20 protein-coding genes are annotated in these 17,216 nt (G+C 40.0%); 17 read left to right on the top strand and 3 right to left on the bottom strand.

Annotation, left to right across the window (positions count from 1 at the left end; genetic code table 11):
- Positions 1-95: 95 nt before the first annotated feature.
- From V7K73_RS00305 to V7K73_RS00235, 15 genes are all read left to right on the top strand, one after another.
- The gene (locus V7K73_RS00305; protein ID WP_334876070.1) at positions 96-764 is read left to right on the top strand and encodes a ThiF family adenylyltransferase; all 669 of its coding nucleotides are present in this window, start codon (positions 96-98) and stop codon (positions 762-764) included.
- A gap of 62 nt (positions 765-826) precedes the next feature.
- On the top strand, positions 827-1,150 hold the full coding sequence (locus tag V7K73_RS00300) for a hypothetical protein (RefSeq protein ID WP_334876068.1): 324 nt from the start codon (positions 827-829) through the stop codon (positions 1,148-1,150).
- A gap of 72 nt (positions 1,151-1,222) precedes the next feature.
- The gene (locus V7K73_RS00295; protein ID WP_334876066.1) at positions 1,223-1,510 is read left to right on the top strand and encodes a hypothetical protein; all 288 of its coding nucleotides are present in this window, start codon (positions 1,223-1,225) and stop codon (positions 1,508-1,510) included.
- Entirely contained in the window at positions 1,507-1,857 is a 351-nt protein-coding gene (locus V7K73_RS00290; protein WP_334876064.1) for a hypothetical protein, read from the top strand. Before V7K73_RS00295 ends, V7K73_RS00290 begins: the two co-directional genes overlap by 4 nt.
- The gene (locus V7K73_RS00285; protein WP_334876062.1) at positions 1,817-2,407 is read left to right on the top strand and encodes a hypothetical protein; all 591 of its coding nucleotides are present in this window, start codon (positions 1,817-1,819) and stop codon (positions 2,405-2,407) included. Before V7K73_RS00290 ends, V7K73_RS00285 begins: the two co-directional genes overlap by 41 nt.
- Positions 2,397-2,744, top strand: a complete 348-nt coding sequence (locus tag V7K73_RS00280; RefSeq protein WP_334876060.1) for a hypothetical protein — start codon at positions 2,397-2,399, stop codon at positions 2,742-2,744. Before V7K73_RS00285 ends, V7K73_RS00280 begins: the two co-directional genes overlap by 11 nt.
- A gap of 131 nt (positions 2,745-2,875) precedes the next feature.
- Complete coding sequence (locus V7K73_RS00275; protein ID WP_334876058.1) at positions 2,876-3,859, top strand: DUF5895 domain-containing protein; 984 nt, start codon at positions 2,876-2,878, stop codon at positions 3,857-3,859.
- An 80-nt stretch (positions 3,860-3,939) separates the two neighbouring features.
- Positions 3,940-5,316 (top strand): DNA polymerase III subunit beta, encoded by a 1,377-nt coding sequence (gene dnaN, locus V7K73_RS00270; RefSeq protein ID WP_334876056.1) that lies wholly within the window; start codon positions 3,940-3,942, stop codon positions 5,314-5,316.
- Between the two features lie 66 nt (positions 5,317-5,382).
- The gene (dnaX, locus tag V7K73_RS00265) at positions 5,383-6,696 is read left to right on the top strand and encodes a DNA polymerase III subunit gamma/tau (protein WP_334876054.1); all 1,314 of its coding nucleotides are present in this window, start codon (positions 5,383-5,385) and stop codon (positions 6,694-6,696) included.
- A gap of 247 nt (positions 6,697-6,943) precedes the next feature.
- The gene (locus V7K73_RS00260) at positions 6,944-7,864 is read left to right on the top strand and encodes a hypothetical protein (protein ID WP_334876052.1); all 921 of its coding nucleotides are present in this window, start codon (positions 6,944-6,946) and stop codon (positions 7,862-7,864) included.
- A gap of 11 nt (positions 7,865-7,875) precedes the next feature.
- Positions 7,876-9,693, top strand: a complete 1,818-nt coding sequence (locus tag V7K73_RS00255; RefSeq protein ID WP_334876050.1) for a 3'-5' exonuclease — start codon at positions 7,876-7,878, stop codon at positions 9,691-9,693.
- Positions 9,694-10,022: 329 nt separating this feature from the next.
- Entirely contained in the window at positions 10,023-10,748 is a 726-nt protein-coding gene (locus V7K73_RS00250) for a hypothetical protein (protein WP_334876049.1), read from the top strand.
- A 144-nt stretch (positions 10,749-10,892) separates the two neighbouring features.
- Positions 10,893-11,852 carry a DNA polymerase III subunit delta gene (gene holA / locus V7K73_RS00245; RefSeq protein ID WP_334876047.1) on the top strand — a complete coding sequence of 320 codons (960 nt, stop codon included), beginning with the start codon at positions 10,893-10,895 and terminating at the stop codon, positions 11,850-11,852.
- Positions 11,849-12,724: an AAA family ATPase gene (locus tag V7K73_RS00240; RefSeq protein WP_334876045.1), complete on the top strand. Its 876-nt coding sequence runs from the start codon at positions 11,849-11,851 to the stop codon at positions 12,722-12,724. The genes holA and V7K73_RS00240 overlap by 4 nt, the downstream gene beginning before the upstream one ends.
- Positions 12,725-12,802: 78 nt before the next feature.
- A complete protein-coding gene (locus V7K73_RS00235) occupies positions 12,803-13,477 on the top strand; it encodes a hypothetical protein (RefSeq protein ID WP_334876043.1) in 675 nt (224 codons plus the stop codon).
- Between the two features lie 6 nt (positions 13,478-13,483).
- Here the strand turns inward: V7K73_RS00235 and V7K73_RS00230 are convergent, their stop codons facing one another.
- A complete protein-coding gene (locus tag V7K73_RS00230) occupies positions 13,484-14,176 on the bottom strand; it encodes a hypothetical protein (protein ID WP_334876041.1) in 693 nt (230 codons plus the stop codon).
- A 41-nt stretch (positions 14,177-14,217) separates the two neighbouring features.
- Complete coding sequence (locus V7K73_RS00225) at positions 14,218-15,396, bottom strand: hypothetical protein (RefSeq protein WP_334876040.1); 1,179 nt, start codon at positions 15,394-15,396, stop codon at positions 14,218-14,220.
- Positions 15,397-15,633: 237 nt separating this feature from the next.
- Between V7K73_RS00225 and ssb the strand changes: the two genes are divergently transcribed.
- Both ssb and V7K73_RS00215 read left to right on the top strand, forming a co-directional pair.
- A complete protein-coding gene (gene ssb / locus V7K73_RS00220; protein ID WP_029631537.1) occupies positions 15,634-16,017 on the top strand; it encodes a single-stranded DNA-binding protein in 384 nt (127 codons plus the stop codon).
- 73 nt (positions 16,018-16,090) lie between these two features.
- A complete protein-coding gene (locus V7K73_RS00215; protein ID WP_029631539.1) occupies positions 16,091-16,510 on the top strand; it encodes a hypothetical protein in 420 nt (139 codons plus the stop codon).
- Positions 16,511-16,741: 231 nt separating this feature from the next.
- Here the strand turns inward: V7K73_RS00215 and V7K73_RS00210 are convergent, their stop codons facing one another.
- Positions 16,742-17,032, bottom strand: coding sequence for a hypothetical protein (locus V7K73_RS00210; protein ID WP_334876037.1), 291 nt, complete (start codon positions 17,030-17,032; stop codon positions 16,742-16,744).
- Between the last annotated feature and the right edge of the window lie 184 nt (positions 17,033-17,216).

The raw sequence follows: 17,216 nt of genomic DNA, 5'->3' as shown, positions 1-17,216 counted from the left end.
AGGGAACAGGTATTACCTTTACTAGATAAAGTCAAATTAAGAACCTTGAAACGCGGTAGACCACGTAAACGAGTTAGAGTTTTAGCTGCCGATAAATCGATGGCGATACTGTCGAACTTAAGAATATTACCCGCCAAAATTATCAACAAGCTGAAATTGGACTACCAAAGGTAGAAACACTGGTTGCAAGATGCAGCGCCAAGTATGGAATTGAGATTACAGCCATTTGCGACTGGTTTGAAGAAGACATGATTCGCACCACCAATTCATGGAACACCCTAACAGTAATTATTGGTTGTGTGGATAACAGCGCCGCCAGGAGCAAAATTCACTCAGTTCTCAAACTGAACAGTGCAAATGAGCCAGCATCGCTATTTTGGCTGGATTGTGGAAACAGCAACCACTCCGGCCAAGTTGTAGTTGGAACGCACTCTAATTTTGATATAGTCCAAGCTGCCAATAACCCAGACAAACCTAAATTCTGGTTGCATCTTCCCTCCCCGGCGCTGGTTCACCCAGAGCTGTTAGTTCCTCAACTGGAAGAACTTACAGACAATAGCCTCTCATGTGCAGAAATTCAAGCACGAAATTATCAGTCGCTATTTGTCAATAAAATGACGAGTGCGATCGCAGCCCAGTACTTGCTAGAATTAACCCTCACCGGGGGTTTGAAAAAGTTTGCCAGTTATTTTGACCTCAAAGCAATGTCAACCCGAAGTTTATACGCAAGTATCGACAATCTGAAAAAATACTATATACCGTAGATAAATCACCACAAATAGCTCACGCATATTTATCCCAAAAAACAAATTTGGGATAGATTTTTATGAATCGATTCAATCACAAAACACTTGAGTTAGCCGAACATCATCCAGACTGTTTATCGACGAAAAATTATTCTAATCTCACTGTAAAAAGTGAATCCGAAGTTGCTGGAGGTCAGTTTCATCTCGTCATGCAACAAATTGGGTTAGGGCTACCAGTCGAACCTTTCTTAAAGGAATACCCCCAAATTAATAACTGGGTCGATAAGGTAAAACCTTTTCTAAACATCCTTGGAAATAAACAATGGAACGCCCAACTTCAATATTTATATCACGATATCCTTCTCTATAGCGAGTGCGACCTCATTATCTATGGTGAAAATTAAGTAGTTGGGTTTGACTGGACAATTCAAAAACCTCCTAAATTTGAAATTCTTGAGAGCAAGTGGCAAACCCAATTGAGATTATTTCTCCTTCACGAACGAACTGGAATGCCATTAGAACAAATAAGCCTAGTTGACTTGTTCATCAACACTGATAGTATCTACCAGTTTACTTACTCTGAAAATAAACATTTGGCTTTCAAAGAACGGCTAGAACAAACACTCGATCCTTTTATAGGAGACAACAATCAAAAGAAACATTTAGCCGACAAAATAACTCCTCAAGAAGCACATGAAAAATGGCTGGCAAGAGAAATATCAACTACGGAATATTTAGCAGTAATTCCTGAAGTTGAATTATGAATCCAACAGAATTAAATATCACCAAAATCGAACTCACTTCTAACGGTGGTTGGACGCTCAATATTCTCTCACGTCGGGTAGCAACTATTACTGATCCCTTGGGAAACCGAAAAACCAGCTATTTCGGGTTCGATACCAAAGAACAAGCCGAAAAATTTAGAGATTGGCTTGTAAGAAAAAGCAAATGTAGTAGTGCAGTGATCCGTCACTCCGAACGATTAGCTACTGAATGGGAGGTAAAAACTTGGAATGTAGCAACCTCCCTAATTCTTAAATGCGCCGTTAAAGATTTAAAGGAATCTAGCAATGCAACTATCTCTACTGAATCTGTCTTACAACGAGGATAACTCATCACTAGATATTTTCAATATTCGTAACTTAGAAAAAGCAGAAGCTCTCCGCAAGCTAGCTGCCTCAATGCAGTCAACTATTGACCAAAAGAAAAATCCTGCTATTGGGAATCAAAGGGCAACAAAACGCCGTAAAACCATAGCTCAAGGGATAATCCAAGAAGGAATTGAACTTGAGATTATCCAGTCTTGGTTATTTGCGATCGCACAAATGTGGGAAACAGGAAATATCCCACCAATACTACGCGGTATATTTCGTAAATCACAGGTGGAAGTCCTATTTAGGATTTCTCAAAGTGGAGAAATTAGCCAGAAAGTCCAAGAAATACTAGAAGGCGAATATTACCAAGACTGGGTAAAATCTCTCAGTCGTGCCGGGTTAAATACATCAGGCGAAATCATATCAGCAATAACAGAAATTCAACAGGTAGTAAAACCGTTACTAAGTGCAAGCTTGCTGGTTGGAAAGTCACTAATGTCACCAAACTTACTAATAAAATGCTTGAAATTAAACCCCAACGAACAAGGAGATAAATATGGCAATTGAAACTATTGCTTCCTACAGATTTATTCCTGGTAAAGATAGTCACATAACAACTTATGGCGCACCTGAAGAACAAACAGTTGCAATACACAATTCAAGCACAACATCTGTGTCACTGACTTTCACAACTGAAAATACATCTGTTCTTAGACAAATCATCATCAATCTTCAGCAAATATATCAGACACTTTTAAACACCAAAGCTGGAATTATTCAGGAAGACACTTACATGAACAACTTTACCGAATTAAAGAAAGAGTGCATTGAGAACAGCACTACGAGAGGGTTTACTTCCACAAGCAATTGCGAGGTTTTCTCGATTAAAGATTCAAAAGTTTAAATGATGAAAACTGTATCTAAATAGCGAAAAATTAATAAATCTTTCAAGTCGTCTTTATAACAGACGACTTTTATTTTTTACAACGGCTTTTTGCTTGACGCATTAAAGATTGATTTCAATTAATTAAAATTATGGCAAGAAATCAAACAAAGCCTACTACTGAAGAAAGCACAGTCTCAGAGTCGGAACCCCCTCAACAAACCGTTCAGAATGGGGCAAACATACAAAAGCGTAAATCAGCTATTTCTAAATTTGCCAATCCTGAGTACAATGCGCCGATTAGCAACATCTGCATCTGCCAAGTCATCAACCACATGGAAGCAGAAAAAGTTGGGTTGTTTATAAAAGATAAGTATTTAGCAGCAATTAACTGGCAAGGACAAGAACCTACACACAAGCACATCTTCTCCAGTGGCACCCCAGAAATGGGAGTGTTGTTGCAATCGCCCAGAATGCACATTCTTGATGTTTCTCCCAGATATATTGAACAACGCGATGATGGCAAAATTGTGGGGGTGTACGAATCACCTGATGGGTACGAAATGTACCAAGCACTCGGCAAAGATGCCGCAGTATTGAGACGATTCTACTTGTTGCAACTTGTTGATGAAAATAATAACAATCTGCACTCAGTACCAATTGTCTTGTCAATCAAAGGCGTTGCATCATCAAAATTTGGCGAGGCTTACAAGCAATTCCAACGCGAACTAGAGGTTGCATTCGCCCGATTTACTGATACAACTGTCGCTGAAAAACGTGCAGAGTTTCATCGCCTTGGTGCATTTCAACCCACCTTCACACCATCCCTTGAACCGAAAGAAGCAGTTAACCAAAGAGATAAATCCTGGGTAGCAGTTGTCACTTCCTACAAATCACCAAACCCGGATGGCAGCGATTTTCTCGAATTCTTCTCAGAAGGCAAAGAAATCGATATCCAAACAACGATGCAGGCAAATCCCGAATTCTCTCACCGCATCGGTAAAACATCAACCGTTGTAGCAGAACATAACCGCTTGATAGGTGCAGCCGATATGCCAATAGCAGCACTTCCTCCTAGTACAGGAGGTCATGATTATACAACATACAGTACTGAGATGGAACAACTGCCTTACTAAAACAAACTACCTCATTTAACTAAAGAGGGTGCTAGAAATAGCGCCCGTTAAGAAATCATCCACTAAAAACCAAGTAACAAATGAAACTAACAATTGAACAATCTAAACTCGCAGAAATTCTAGAAACCGCTTACCTCGCAATCAGTCCTAAACCCACTGACCCAATTTTAGGAAATATCTTACTGATTGCAGACGAAGACGGGATAGTATCAGCAACAGGCACAAACCTTAACCTCACAATTCATACTACAACCACCGCTAATGTCGAAATTTCAGGTCAGGTAGCACTTCCTGCCAAACTACTAACTGATACTGTTAGTAATGTTAAAGGCGAAATTACCCTAGAAGTAGAAAATCAAGCCTGCATAATTACTCACAATAGCGGTAAGTGCCGACTAATTGGCGGAAAATCTGACGAGTTCCCAACACTTCCAAAGGCAGAAAACCCGACGGAGATAAACTTAAGTGCCAAGAAACTCCAAGCTGCACTTGAAGGGACACTCTATTGCGCCAGCAGCGACGAAACAAAGTTGGTTTTAACTGGTGTCAACTTCAAAATTGATACCAACAAGTGGCAAGCTGCTAGCACAAATAGCCACAAATTAGCGCTAGTAACAGGAACACTCGATAGCGAATATTCTGACCCAATCAACTTCACTGTTCCAGGTAAATCACTTGGCGAGTTAAACAAAATTCTCTCTCAAAGCGCCGATACGAGCGTGTGCAATATTCTTCTATCAGATAGAACTATCGAGTTTAGCCTTCCCAATACAAAGCTCATTTCCCGACTTCTGGAGGGAGAATATCCCAAAATCAATAGCTTGATTCCCCGGTCGTTTGAGTATGAATTTACATTAGAGCGCAAGGGATTTGAGAGCGCGCTGAAGCGGGTAAGTTATCTAGCCGAACGCAAGCAAAAGGTTGTCAAAATCCTCTGGGAATTGGAAGCTACACAGGCAACATTATACACTGAAGCTACTGATACTGGGGAGGCGGTTGACTCGGTACTGATTTCATCAGTAACTAGTAATTCAGAAAACATCAGTATTGGATTAAACATCGACTACCTGATTGAAGGATTAAAGCATATCAGTACCGATGAAATCGTGGTGCGGTGCAACAAACCCACGCAACCAGTCATTGTCTGCCCGATGGGAGGACTGCTCAATCAGTTGTATCTGGTAATGCCTGTAGAAATCAAGCAGGGGTTTGGAAAGGTAAATAGCCAAAGTACAAAGGCAAAAGTCAGCACTCAAAGTGAGCCTGATACTGAAGAAGTAACAGAGGTTAGCACTCAAACTGAGTCTGGCACTGAAGAAGTAACAAATGTACCACAGGCAACAGACGATAGTGAAACTCCTCAAATAGAAACGCCATCAGTGGTAGCGAAAGATACTACTAAAGGTAAGTCAACCTCACGATCGCCACGAACGAAAAAAGAAGCGGCGACTGCCTAAAAAATCAAACTTCCTACCAACCACACTGGTAGGGAGTAAGTAAAACACCCGTTTATCATCAAAATTATGTACCAACCACTACATCTCAAGTACCGCCCCCAGACCCTTAGTGAAGTAATCGGGCAAGAACATATCGTCCGCACTCTCATAAATGCGATACTTCCAGGAGGGAGTGACTCCGCGATCGCACTCCAGAAGATTGCACCCGCCTACCTATTTAACGGCCCCAAAGGCACAGGCAAGACTAGCACCGCCCGCATCATGGCTAAATCCCTCAACTGTCAGTCAACCCAGGAGCCGACAACCAAGCCCTGCGGAGAATGCAATTCATGTAAGGGAATTACAGCCTCTTCTTCCCTGGATGTAACTGAGTTAGATGCTGCCAGCAATAGCGGCGTAGAAACAATCCGCGAGTTAATTTCCACTACCCAGTTTGCACCAGTTGAGGGAAGGTACAAAATTTTCATTATTGATGAATGTCATGCCCTAAGCAGTCAATCGTGGCAGGCGCTTCTCAAGACAATTGAAAATCCACCCCGTCATGTAGTTTTCATCTTCTGCACAACTGAAATACACAAGGTTCCTGAAACTATCATCTCGCGCTGTCAAAAGTTTGATTTTAGGAGAGTAGGACTAGAAACACTTGTTCAGTATTTATCAAAAGTTGCCCAGAACGAAAACATCAACATTAACGCACCTGGTATTTGGGCGATCGTTAAATCTTGTGGAGGTTTTATTCCCAACTGTCTTGTATTGCTCGATCAATTGAGCAACCTGGGAGTAGATGAAATCACACCAAACTGGGTTTGGGAATTATCAGGTGTCGTTCCCGAACACGACCTACTTACCCTAACCGAAAACCTTGCGAAAGGGGAGGTAACAGCTAACTTACAAATCCTCCAAGACTTAATCGAGTATGGCAAAAACCCATTTGTCATATACTCAAGTTTAACTGGGTTTCTCAAAGACCTGCTAGTGGCTAAAACTGCTCCTGATAATAGACAAATTACTCAACTGGAGGAAGACACTTGGCAGGAACTCGTTACTATTTCTCAGATGTGGGAACTAACCCAGATTCAGGCAAGTATTGCCCTGTTAATGTCAAGACAACAGTTAATGCGTGACTCAGAGGCAGCTAAACTTTGGTTGGAAGCGACACTCATTGAGTTAAGCAATATCAAAGAAGAAAAACAACTTTGGACTAATTGGAAAACAATCCAAGATGCTATCAATTGGGGTAAGGAACAACTCCCACATTTATCTCAATCTGAACTCGAAAGGCACTGGAACAATCTTACTCCCATTAAAGGTAAAAAAGCACCTGCATGGGTACAAATGGTACAAGAGCTTCAGATGAAGTCTCAATTACAAACTGCCTAATTCAAATGTTCGTCACTTTGTAAAAACACTTACTTTCCCCAATAAAAACTTTGGGGAAAGATTTTTTCAGGCTTATTCAAAAATTACATTAAATATAATACACTTGCATCTACAGCAATATCTACCTTGTGCAGTAAGCCTCAATATTAATAAAGACTGCCCTGACTGAAAAGCAAAAAATTAAGATATCAAGTAATACCACAACAAAATTTAACAACTGGCATTCTGGAAGTATCTGATTAAAATTATGCCAGTTGCAGCAATTAGCCTTCGTACAGGACTTGAATTACCAGCAGCGATCGCAGATTTCGATACGTATATTAACGAATTACCGCGATGCTCCAAATGTTTTGGCGAATTATGCCTTGCCAAAGGTGAAAAAATGCCACCTTACTGGAGACATTTTCCAGGCGTAGGAAATGAATGTCCCGATAAATCAGAAATTAGCGGAGTTATCTATTCCCATCCTAAAACCTTAGATCGTAAACAAACCCTTGCACTATTTAAAAAACGTTTTCTCGAAATTTTAGATATAGCCATTAATGGCACACTTACTATCGATGGACTATTCGCCACCAGACAGCTATCAGAACAGATCAAGGGAAGTTCAGTTCAATGCAGTAATGGAATAGCACATTTTAACGACTGCCTGCTAGAGATTGACAGACTTAGAAAAAACCTTGACTGTATTTTAGCAGTTGCCTCTAGCTGTGCCAAAAATTTATACAGCAATGACTCAATTAACGAATGGAAAGTACCAGAAGCAGAAAAAATCCAAATGCTAGAAATAACAATTGCTTACAAACAAACTCATGAGCGATGTGTAGATGAAGCGTGCAAATATATATACAGCAATGGTAGGCAAGACCTTCTCAAAGAATTAGTAGCATTTGCATGGCTGGAATACAATTCAAAGCTTAAAAACACTTACAACCAATTAAAAGTACGCGAATTTCCAGTATGGCTGCTTACAGCAACAACATCAATATTAGCAGCAGTACCCTGGTACAGGATTATGACCGCACTATTAGAAGAAAAAGAACCACATACGCAGCCGCTTTCAATATTTGCACTTCCTAATAATCTAGACATCATTTTTGAGGTATTTTTATCGTCAAATAAACGACCAAATAAACCACAAGGATTCATGCCAAAAAAGAGTAATTAATTTTGGATATTATGAATTATAACCACCGAGGTTTTATTACGAAATCTGGTAATAAGATTATCGTTGATGAGGAAAGACTCGACATATTCTGGTCAGATACTACCCCAATACCTGAGTGGCATCCCACAGTAAATATTCCGACCTACGGAACACTCAAAACTCTGGTAGTCGATATTGAGACGGCAGGGATAAACCCAAGAGAAAATCGTATCTATGCAATTGGCTGTATGAGGGAGATAGGGGAGATTGCCATCTTTATGGATCAAGCCGAAAGTAAAATCCTCCTGGAGTTTTTCAAACACCTAGAAGCAAGCAAACCAGAAGTAATTTACACCTACAATGGAACAGAATTTGACCTACCGTTTCTCATCACGCGGTGCGAGTTACACGGCATTTCTCATCCATTTAGAATTGCATCTAAGAAGCGCACTATCCGAACTGCCCAAGTACGCGGCGAACCACTGGAAATTCGGGAGGTATTCATCCGCAACTGCCTGCACGTAGATATCTTTATCTGCGTTCTCAGGTGGGATTTTGTTGCCAAGGAACTTACTAACGGGCGATCGCTTAAACAGGTGGTACTGGAAATGGGATTGCGTAAGCAAGCGCGACTGGTTCTCCCCTATGAAGAAATTCTCGCCTGTTGGAAAGCCGGTTCTGGTAGTAGGGGATGGCAGAAAATCAAGGATTACCTTATTTACGACTTGGAAGATACGCAACTCATAGCTAACAGACTTGTACCCTCATATCACTATGAAGCACTGGTTGTACCGGGAATGAACCTCCAGCAATTAGCCCTCGCTGGTAACGGCACCAAGTGGAAGCAAATATTCTCGCATCACTACCCAGGATACAAACCCAAACCCGACCGTAAGTATAAATTTCAAGGGGGGATAGCCTACTCTATTCCAGGACTATATAAAAAGGTTGGATACATCGATATCAGTTCTATGTACCCCAAAACCATATTGTCGAAAGGAATTGTCTCTCGTAAGGATACAAAGCGAATCGGCTTGAGCATCTTGCAATATTTGGTAAATGAGAAATCAAGGTTGGAACAAGTTGCCAGCACTGGAGACATTGTTGCCAAGGAAAAAAGAGAATCCACCAAAGTTTTAGCTAATTCTCAGTTTGGGTTCTTCGGAACATCGGAACTCGCCTTCAACGATATGGAAGCAGCCGCCTTAGTAACAGCTTACGGTCGGCGCATCCTACAATTCATGATTGAGGTAATCAATCAAGCTGGTGCAACCCCTGTAGAAGTTGATACTGACGGGGTGTTCTTTACTCACCCCAACCCAGAAAAAGTGTATGCCACACTTCAGTCTCAATTACCCAAAGGGATAACCGTCAAATTAGAGTTTATTGCCAATGCAATGTTTATTCCCCAAAGGGGAACTAAGAACTATCTGTTATGGCTGAAAGATAACTGGATTATTCGCAAAGGTAGTTGGAGAAGCCGTTCTCGCTCAAAACTAGAAAAAGAATTCCCTGTTGAATATCTAACCTACTTAATCCAAAACCAATCCACAGCAGAGGAATATTTCAGAGAAGCAAGATCGCAGATTTTATCAGGGAAATACCCGATAGAAAAACTCTCCATTACTCGCAAAATTCGTATTGGGGAAAAAGAACTTCTTAAATTAGGAAAACCTGGAGATGTAGTAATTTACTATTACGGCATCAGAGGTATTACTAATATCAGCACTAATGAGAGCTATTCACGTCAATACTATCTTGACCTTATCGAAAAAAGGCGAGAAGAAATCCTCAAAATAGCCGATCCTGAAATACTAGAAAATAATAAACATCAGTTATCTCTTTTCTAGATGAATAAACTTGATATTTAACCTAAGTACTGAAAATAATAAATATCAAGTCTTTTTTCAATTCATGAATTATCAACATTTTGTAAATAATGACAAATGCTTACAAGTAAATCGGCTTTCAATAAAGTATTTTCAGGCATTCACACAAACAAAAAATATGTCATCAAAATCAGATTGGCAAACACAGTATCAGTCATTAATTAACTGATTGAGTTCGTTGATTTATTGATGAATTGATGGAGATATCATTCTTCAATTATAAAGGTAACTAAATGAAAAGTAAATCCTCATATCGTAAGCCCAGGCTTAATAAAAAACAAAGAGCTTGGGTGAACTCATTCCTTGCATCTCATCCTAATGCCAGAGTTAGAACTATCTATGAATTAGATGGCGATCGCGTACTTGAAATTGAGTGGTGGGAAAATACAAACCGAATAATATTAGACCCAAAAACCTACATTCAAGGAATTATCAGCTACAAAATGCGGGTCAAACTCAGGAAATTTGGCGATGCGAGAAAAACAGCAGAGTTCTCGTACCGAATCACCCCGCCAGAAAAACGAAGTGGATTATGGCACTTAACAGGTCAACTTTCTCTAGAACTTCCCCAGTGTTACGAAGTTGCAGAACCAAACAACCCAGTTATCGTTAAACCAAAAAGGAGGAATACTAAAACCAAGAAAGTTAAAAAATTAATTCAGCATACTCTTCCTCTATCAGGAATTAGTGCCCAGCTTCATACTATGAACATCGAAGATGGTGGTGTTCCTTTATCCGAACAAGAACTATTACTAGAAAGCGTATCTCACCTAAATCTAGATACTGGTAAAGAGACTAAACTTCCAGGAGCTATAGTCAAAATTCTTTCCAAGAAAAAAGCTAGCCTAAAGGAATGGGAAACAGCTATTGCGCTATATGAGGTAACTGGTTCTAGTGGAGTAATAGAGTACCTCCAACAATTGGATTATTGGCGGAAATATTTGGGTACTCAACCAGTAGAAAACACTGTTGATAGAGTCTCAAATCAGAAGTCAGTACAGTCAGTACAAAATTAAGTGCAAGTATTTGCTGATCGCTATATTTTGCTAGCGGCTATATAAAAAATACCAAGGATGTGGAAAGAGTTAATACTAACTCTTATTTTTTTAAACCACCGCTTCCGACTAACGCCTGATAAACAAATGTTTATCTAATCTATCATGACTGTATATCTATACTACGGCGAAGATAGCTACTCACTCAATCAAAAAATTGATTATTTAGTGAATCAAAATGTTCATGTAGAATGGAAAGCTTTCAATTACGTCAAGCTATTTGGAAATGAGAGAAACATTGCTGCCAAAGTCTTTACTGAGGTTATGACTTTGCCCTTTGGAGAGGGTAACAAAATTATTCAAACAGACAGCGACTCTCTAATTGGAAGTTTATCGAATGAAGATAATAACCAAGAACTTGAAAATCAACTTTCCCGAATACCGTCAAGCAACATTCTTCTAATTACTGGTAATAAAAAGCCAGATTCGCGCAGGACAGTAGTAAAAACTATCCTAAAATATGCCCAACAAGAAGAGTTTCCTCTCGTCTCTAGTTGGGATAAAAAGGGGATAGTTAACTTGATAGGAAAGTATGCAGCCATCCATCAAGTTAAACTCACTCCAGATGTCACTGATTACCTAGCTGAAGCAATTGGCAATAACACTGCACGAACCGATAGCGAATTCGCTAAACTTGCTGTTTATGCAAGTGGAAAAATAATCTCTGTTGAGGAAGTAAAACAGCTCGTTGGTAATCATAATACTGACTACCTAAAGCTTACTATTGCTATGTTAAGAAACCATCCAAGTTTAGCAATAGTGCAGGTATCTAAACTACTAGATAATAATGAACACCCGCTCAAAATAGTAGCAACACTTACCTGTATTTTCCGCACTTGGTTAATAACCAAAGCTGGGGTAGAAACTAAATTATCTGATACTAAGATTGCAGAAATAGCCGAACTGAAAAACCCCAAAAGATTGTATTACCTGAAAGAGGAAGTCAAGTTTGTAGGCGTTCAAAAGCTTAAAAACAGCCTTACTTTACTTGTACAACTCGAAGCCGAACTCAAAAGCGGAATTGACAACCTAACCAGTCGAATTGCTGAAATTTCTACGATATGAAAAACAACCCATTTACAGAAATCACCGGACAGCATACCGCCAAACTTCTCCTGACTGAAGCAATCGAACAGAATAAAATTGCTCCTGCATACCTATTTAGCAGTCAAGTTGAGGGAGTAGGGAAAGGAAAAACCGCTCTGGCGATCGCAAATGCGATACTCCCAAGAGAGAGTCGCTCTGCGATCGCAGGAGAAAATAACCATCTAGACATCTTACAAATCAAACCAACCCATCCCGAAAACGCCTCCCAGCAGAAAGGTATACCTGCTATTCGAGTAGAACAGGTGCGCGAGGTAATTGAATTTCTCTCAACTAGTGCAGTCAAGGCCAAGCAAAAGGTGGTGATTATCCACGAAGCAGATATGCTCAACCCTACCGCCGCCAACAAACTTCTCAAGACGCTGGAAGAACCGAAAACTGGAACATTTATCCTGATCTCGTCGTATCCTCAAAAGCTATTACCCACTATCAAGAGTAGGTGTCAAATCATACCTTTCCAAAGGTTAACTGATGAGGAGGTTATTTCTGTTCTGAAAGACCAACAAATCGAGGTAACAGAAAAAATACTAGCTATCAGTTCAGGGAGTCCTGGTCAAGCGATCGCCAACATCACAATGTTAGCTTCCATCTCAAAAGAAATCACAAGTCAACTGGAAGTACCTCCTGACGATATCCTCAACGCACTCAGTTTGAGTAACTCCATCTCAAACTGGAATCACGAGACGCAGTTATGGCTGCTTACCTACCTGCAACACAACTGGTGGCAGAAATTAAAAAGCACTCAATTGCTAACTAAATTCACCCAAGCAAGGAAGCAATTGCTGCATCACGTTACTCCTAGAAGCGTTTGGGATAACCTACTTCTGCCATAGCAAAACACACCCATTATCAAAAAGCACTGCCAGTTAGAAGTATTTCTAGCTGGCAGTATTTATTTACACATAAAGAATATGAACCAGCAGCAAAGCTTATTCGATGTCGAAGAAACCATCCGTAACAGCAAAAGCCAAAAAGCTAGCGAAATTCTTACTCCTAGCACTAGAAAGATACTTCAGCTACTAACCAGCCAAGGGATTAACAAAGTTGTAACAGCCAGTCTACTTGATCTAGCAGGAGCAAGTCATGAAATTGTTCAATACATCGTCGGGCCAATTGTAACTCAGCAGAACGGCTGGCAACAGTCAATTCCGTCTTGGGTAGGAAAAGCGATCGCAGTCGATAGATTAGATGCAGCGCTAGAAGAGATAGACAAGGGAGAAGTAGGTAAACTCGCCTCTAGCAGCGAAGTTCTTGCACTTATGATACCAATTGCTTTTGAAGTGCCACTATCATCTGAATGGACAGATGTTTACCTCTGGGCAAGTTATGATGCCCTCGTCAGGCACAGACCTTTTGAGAATTTCAAATACGATAAACTGTGGGAGAAAATTGGTACAACCCCGGTTCGTTATGAAAAAATCCGCTCTGATTATGAAACCCTAGCTGTTGATATCCGTTCCCGCATAGTCAAACACGCGGCGAAAGAAGGGTGGGGTAAAAGGTCGTCAAATAAGAACAAACACCTTGTTAAAGCAACTACAACTGAAAGTAATATTCAGATGGAGCAATTATCACTGTTCTCATAACTAATTTTAAGTACTTTTTTCAACACTCTTTTCAAAGTCCTTCCTCTCCTTCTCTGTGAGAGGAGGTAGTTCTTCTTTATAGTAAAAATTACTTAATTTTTGACACTGATTGACATAAATTCGTCTTGCTGAATCACTCGCCCTCAAGTCCTGACGTAAAAGTAATTTAAACGATTTTTCACGCTCTTTCAATTCCTTCACTGCCACAAGGGTTTCTTGTGATACAGCAGGATTTTCATAAGTAGAAGAAAGTTCCTCACTTGATGAATAAACCTTTAGTTTATTGCCAGCAGGTTGAGTAAGAAGTCGCTGAGTGTTATACGAACGCCGCAGACCTAACTTCTCGCGTCGTAATGACTCAATTTCAACCTCACCAACTCGGTCTGGAGTACTGCGCCGCACGTAGACAAAACAAGCTTTATCAGCCGCTACAGTCAAACTCACTTTCACACCATTACCATCAAAATAGAACGAGTCAATTAAATCGTTTTCTGCACTAACTTCTCCAAGCTTCTCTTTATTTGATAAATCAGGCAACGCTTCTGGATTTAGCGACGGCGTAGCATTATTAACATTAGCTGAGGATAATGATGGCGTAGCTGAAGAATTCGATTCTATAGCCGAGACTTTATCTTCTTTTTCTTGAGATAAACATCCAAACAGTAAGAATAACAATCCTATAAATAAGTATTTTTTCATAATTAAAAATTTGTATTTGTAAACTAACAATAAAATATTAATTATTGCGTCCCACTCAACCGACCTGTTTGATAAAAATCACACAGGCTAGGGAAAGCTTTTTCTAAAAGCCAGTTCCGCCCAACTTCTGATTCAGGAATATTTGAAGCAGCCATATAATAACCACTTCTGTAAGTAGCTACACCCAAACAACCTTGCAGACTAAATATTGACCGCGAAGAAGCGGGAATAGCCATCAAATCTTCCAAATGACTGGGATGATAATTTTGTCCTACCAGCAGAAAATAAACCAAAGTATGAACCAACCGGGATATGACAACTGTTCGGTCTTGCCAACGTTCTAAATGAGACTTGATACAGAAGTAATCAGGTAAATCAGCCATCTCAGATTCATCATCAAGGAATAAATCGCTCTGGCTTTCGATAAAACTGGAATCCAGACCTATAAACTGTTTGAGAAAAACAAGTGTTTTCCCCCAACGTTCGTGTCCCTCAGTTTCAGGAGAAAACGCACCTTCGGAATACTGCGAACCGTACTTCTGTTGGAGTTGGGCAACAGCCTCTTGATTGATATCACCCTGCCAATCAGATTCAATAAAAAACTCTTTTAAAATCTCTTGTAAATAGATGGGTGAAAACTCATTAAGGTCTGGAGATTCATCATCAAAATCGTCTTCATAAGTATCAATAATAAATTTATCTAACTCGATTTCTAGCTCTTGCTTTCTATTAACTGGTAGTAACGACTTAGCGTCTTCTAACGATAGAGGAAAATCTAAATAAGGATGACCTTTGGCTAAGTAAGAATCACCCAAATCTGCTAAACTTTTAAGCGCGATAGTCCGGGCAAAATACTCATCTTGTGGATGCACGCATACTCGGTCTAGTTCCTTATCTACTAGCGTCATGGTAATTGCCAGTAGGGCAAACCATGACGCATCGTGCAAACAAGTCGGTAAATCAGCAATTAAATCTACTAATTTCAGTTCTAGGATTTCTCCCCAAACGCCTATCCTAGTTGTATTGGAAACATCGCAAAAATGCTCTACATCTTCTCCAACAGATGTTTCTCCTAACCAGGTAAGATTTTCTACCCGCAAAGAAGATGAGTAGTCAGAAGTCAGCTGGTTTTGGCTATCCTCATCGGACTGTATCCACATCAAAGCCAAAAGCATCAGCTTACAAATACTTACTCGCTTCAGGAGAAGATATTCAAGCATAAGTCATTATTTATAATTTTTAGATGCATACCACGCTAATTGCGATACCACCATAGCACAGAGTAACTTGTCGTTCCCTAGTAAAAACCACAACTTTACGAGAAACAAGGACAAAAAATAACTCATGAGTATGAATAAAAAAGAATGTGGTTTAAATAAAAAAACTCGTCAAAATAATAAATCCTGAAAGAACTAATGCTGACGCAGCAATAAGAGAAATATATAAATCCTCGCGTTATGAACTATATCAACAAAGTCATGCTGGTTGGCAGATGCGGACAAGAACCAGAACTCAAATATTTCGAGTCTGGCGCAGTTAAGGCTTCAATCTCTATTGCAGTCAGACCACCCTACAGAAGTGAACAAGCCCTTTGGTTTGATTTAGTCGCCTGGGGAAATCAAGCAGAAGTGATTGGAAATTACGTTCGTAAAGGAACCCAAATTGCAATTACTGGCGAGTTTGGATTTGATCGTTGGGCAGATAAAAATTCTGGCACTATGCGGCAAAAACCCGTAATTACAATCAACGCTATTGAATTGTTAGGTTCACCCCGTAAGGAAGAATCTACATCCACTTCTGCACCAAACGAAACACAGACTGTAGCTAACGCAAATTTCTAGGAAATTACAAATCGCCTATGCAGTATAAATCGTAGGCGATAAACCATCTAATCAATCTACAAATAAAACGAACATGATTCATAATACTGCAACTATCAATCTTAAGTCAGTGAACACTACCCACGACAAAGAAGGTTCTTTGATTGCCTTTGGGATCGCCGAATTCTACTACCGTTCCAAGGAGGGAGTAGTTGCTGACGAGATGCCATTCCGTTCCAAGGGCGCACCCGCCGTCGTTATTAACGAACAAGGGGAAGGCGTACACGGCACAGCAGAAGGATATCTCGATTTGCTAGTTGATAACAGGGGTGATTACAAAGAAAAGATTGCCACATTCGTAATTAGAAACTTTATGTCAGCACAACCCATCAACGAACTCACCCAGGTTAGTAAAACCCCTCACTCGCCAGAAACTCCCGATTTTGCGAAGGAACTACTCGAAGATAACGTTACTTCGACAGATGAAGATTTAGACCAAGAACCTCCGTTCTAGACCAAATTAACTGAATAATGCTAGTACATACAGACTTACTTGTTGGTACTGGCATTATTTTTTTTACAGAAATCCAGAATAAAAATCCACTGTTTGGTAAAATAGCCGACACCAACTCATCTTATATAGTATACAAATACTATATAACTTGCACAAAAGCTAGATTTCAAACTTTTTTGACATAATTACCCCCACGGGTTGGGAATTACTATTGCCAACTTCATCTGACGGTTACAAATCAAAATCAAGACTGAATGTTTCGCCATCAGGATCTTCTGGTTTTGGGTCTGGAGATGGCTGGGGATTCGGCTGGTCTTGTTTGTTTGACTCAGTATTAATCGGCGTAAAAGCTACTTTTTGTGCAGGTAATCCACCCTTTATGAAAACAAAATAGCAATCAATGATAAAGTAAAGCGTCTCCAGGTAACTTTTACCTAGTTGTTGGGACTCTGCAAATATGCGTTCTCGGTAGTTATCTTTGAGCCGAATTTTTACCGGAGCTAAGTCTTGTTTATCTGTCATTGTTATAACTTCACTTCCCAGATGTGTTTGGTGAATTCTTGCTGATAATGGTTTTTGCCATTTCTAGAAGCCCAAAGACATTAGCTTCCACCGGATTATCCAGAATTTTGAAACCGTTCTTCTCTAAGAGCTTCTTAAATCCTGGTAACAAGCATCCTCCTCCAATCGCCCAAATTTCATCCCC

It is taken from the genome of Nostoc sp. (assembly GCF_036916975.1).
Lineage (GTDB): Bacteria > Cyanobacteriota > Cyanobacteriia > Cyanobacteriales > Nostocaceae > Nostoc.
Note: the sequence above shows the minus strand (reverse complement) of the source record. Positions and strands in the feature narration are given on the sequence as shown.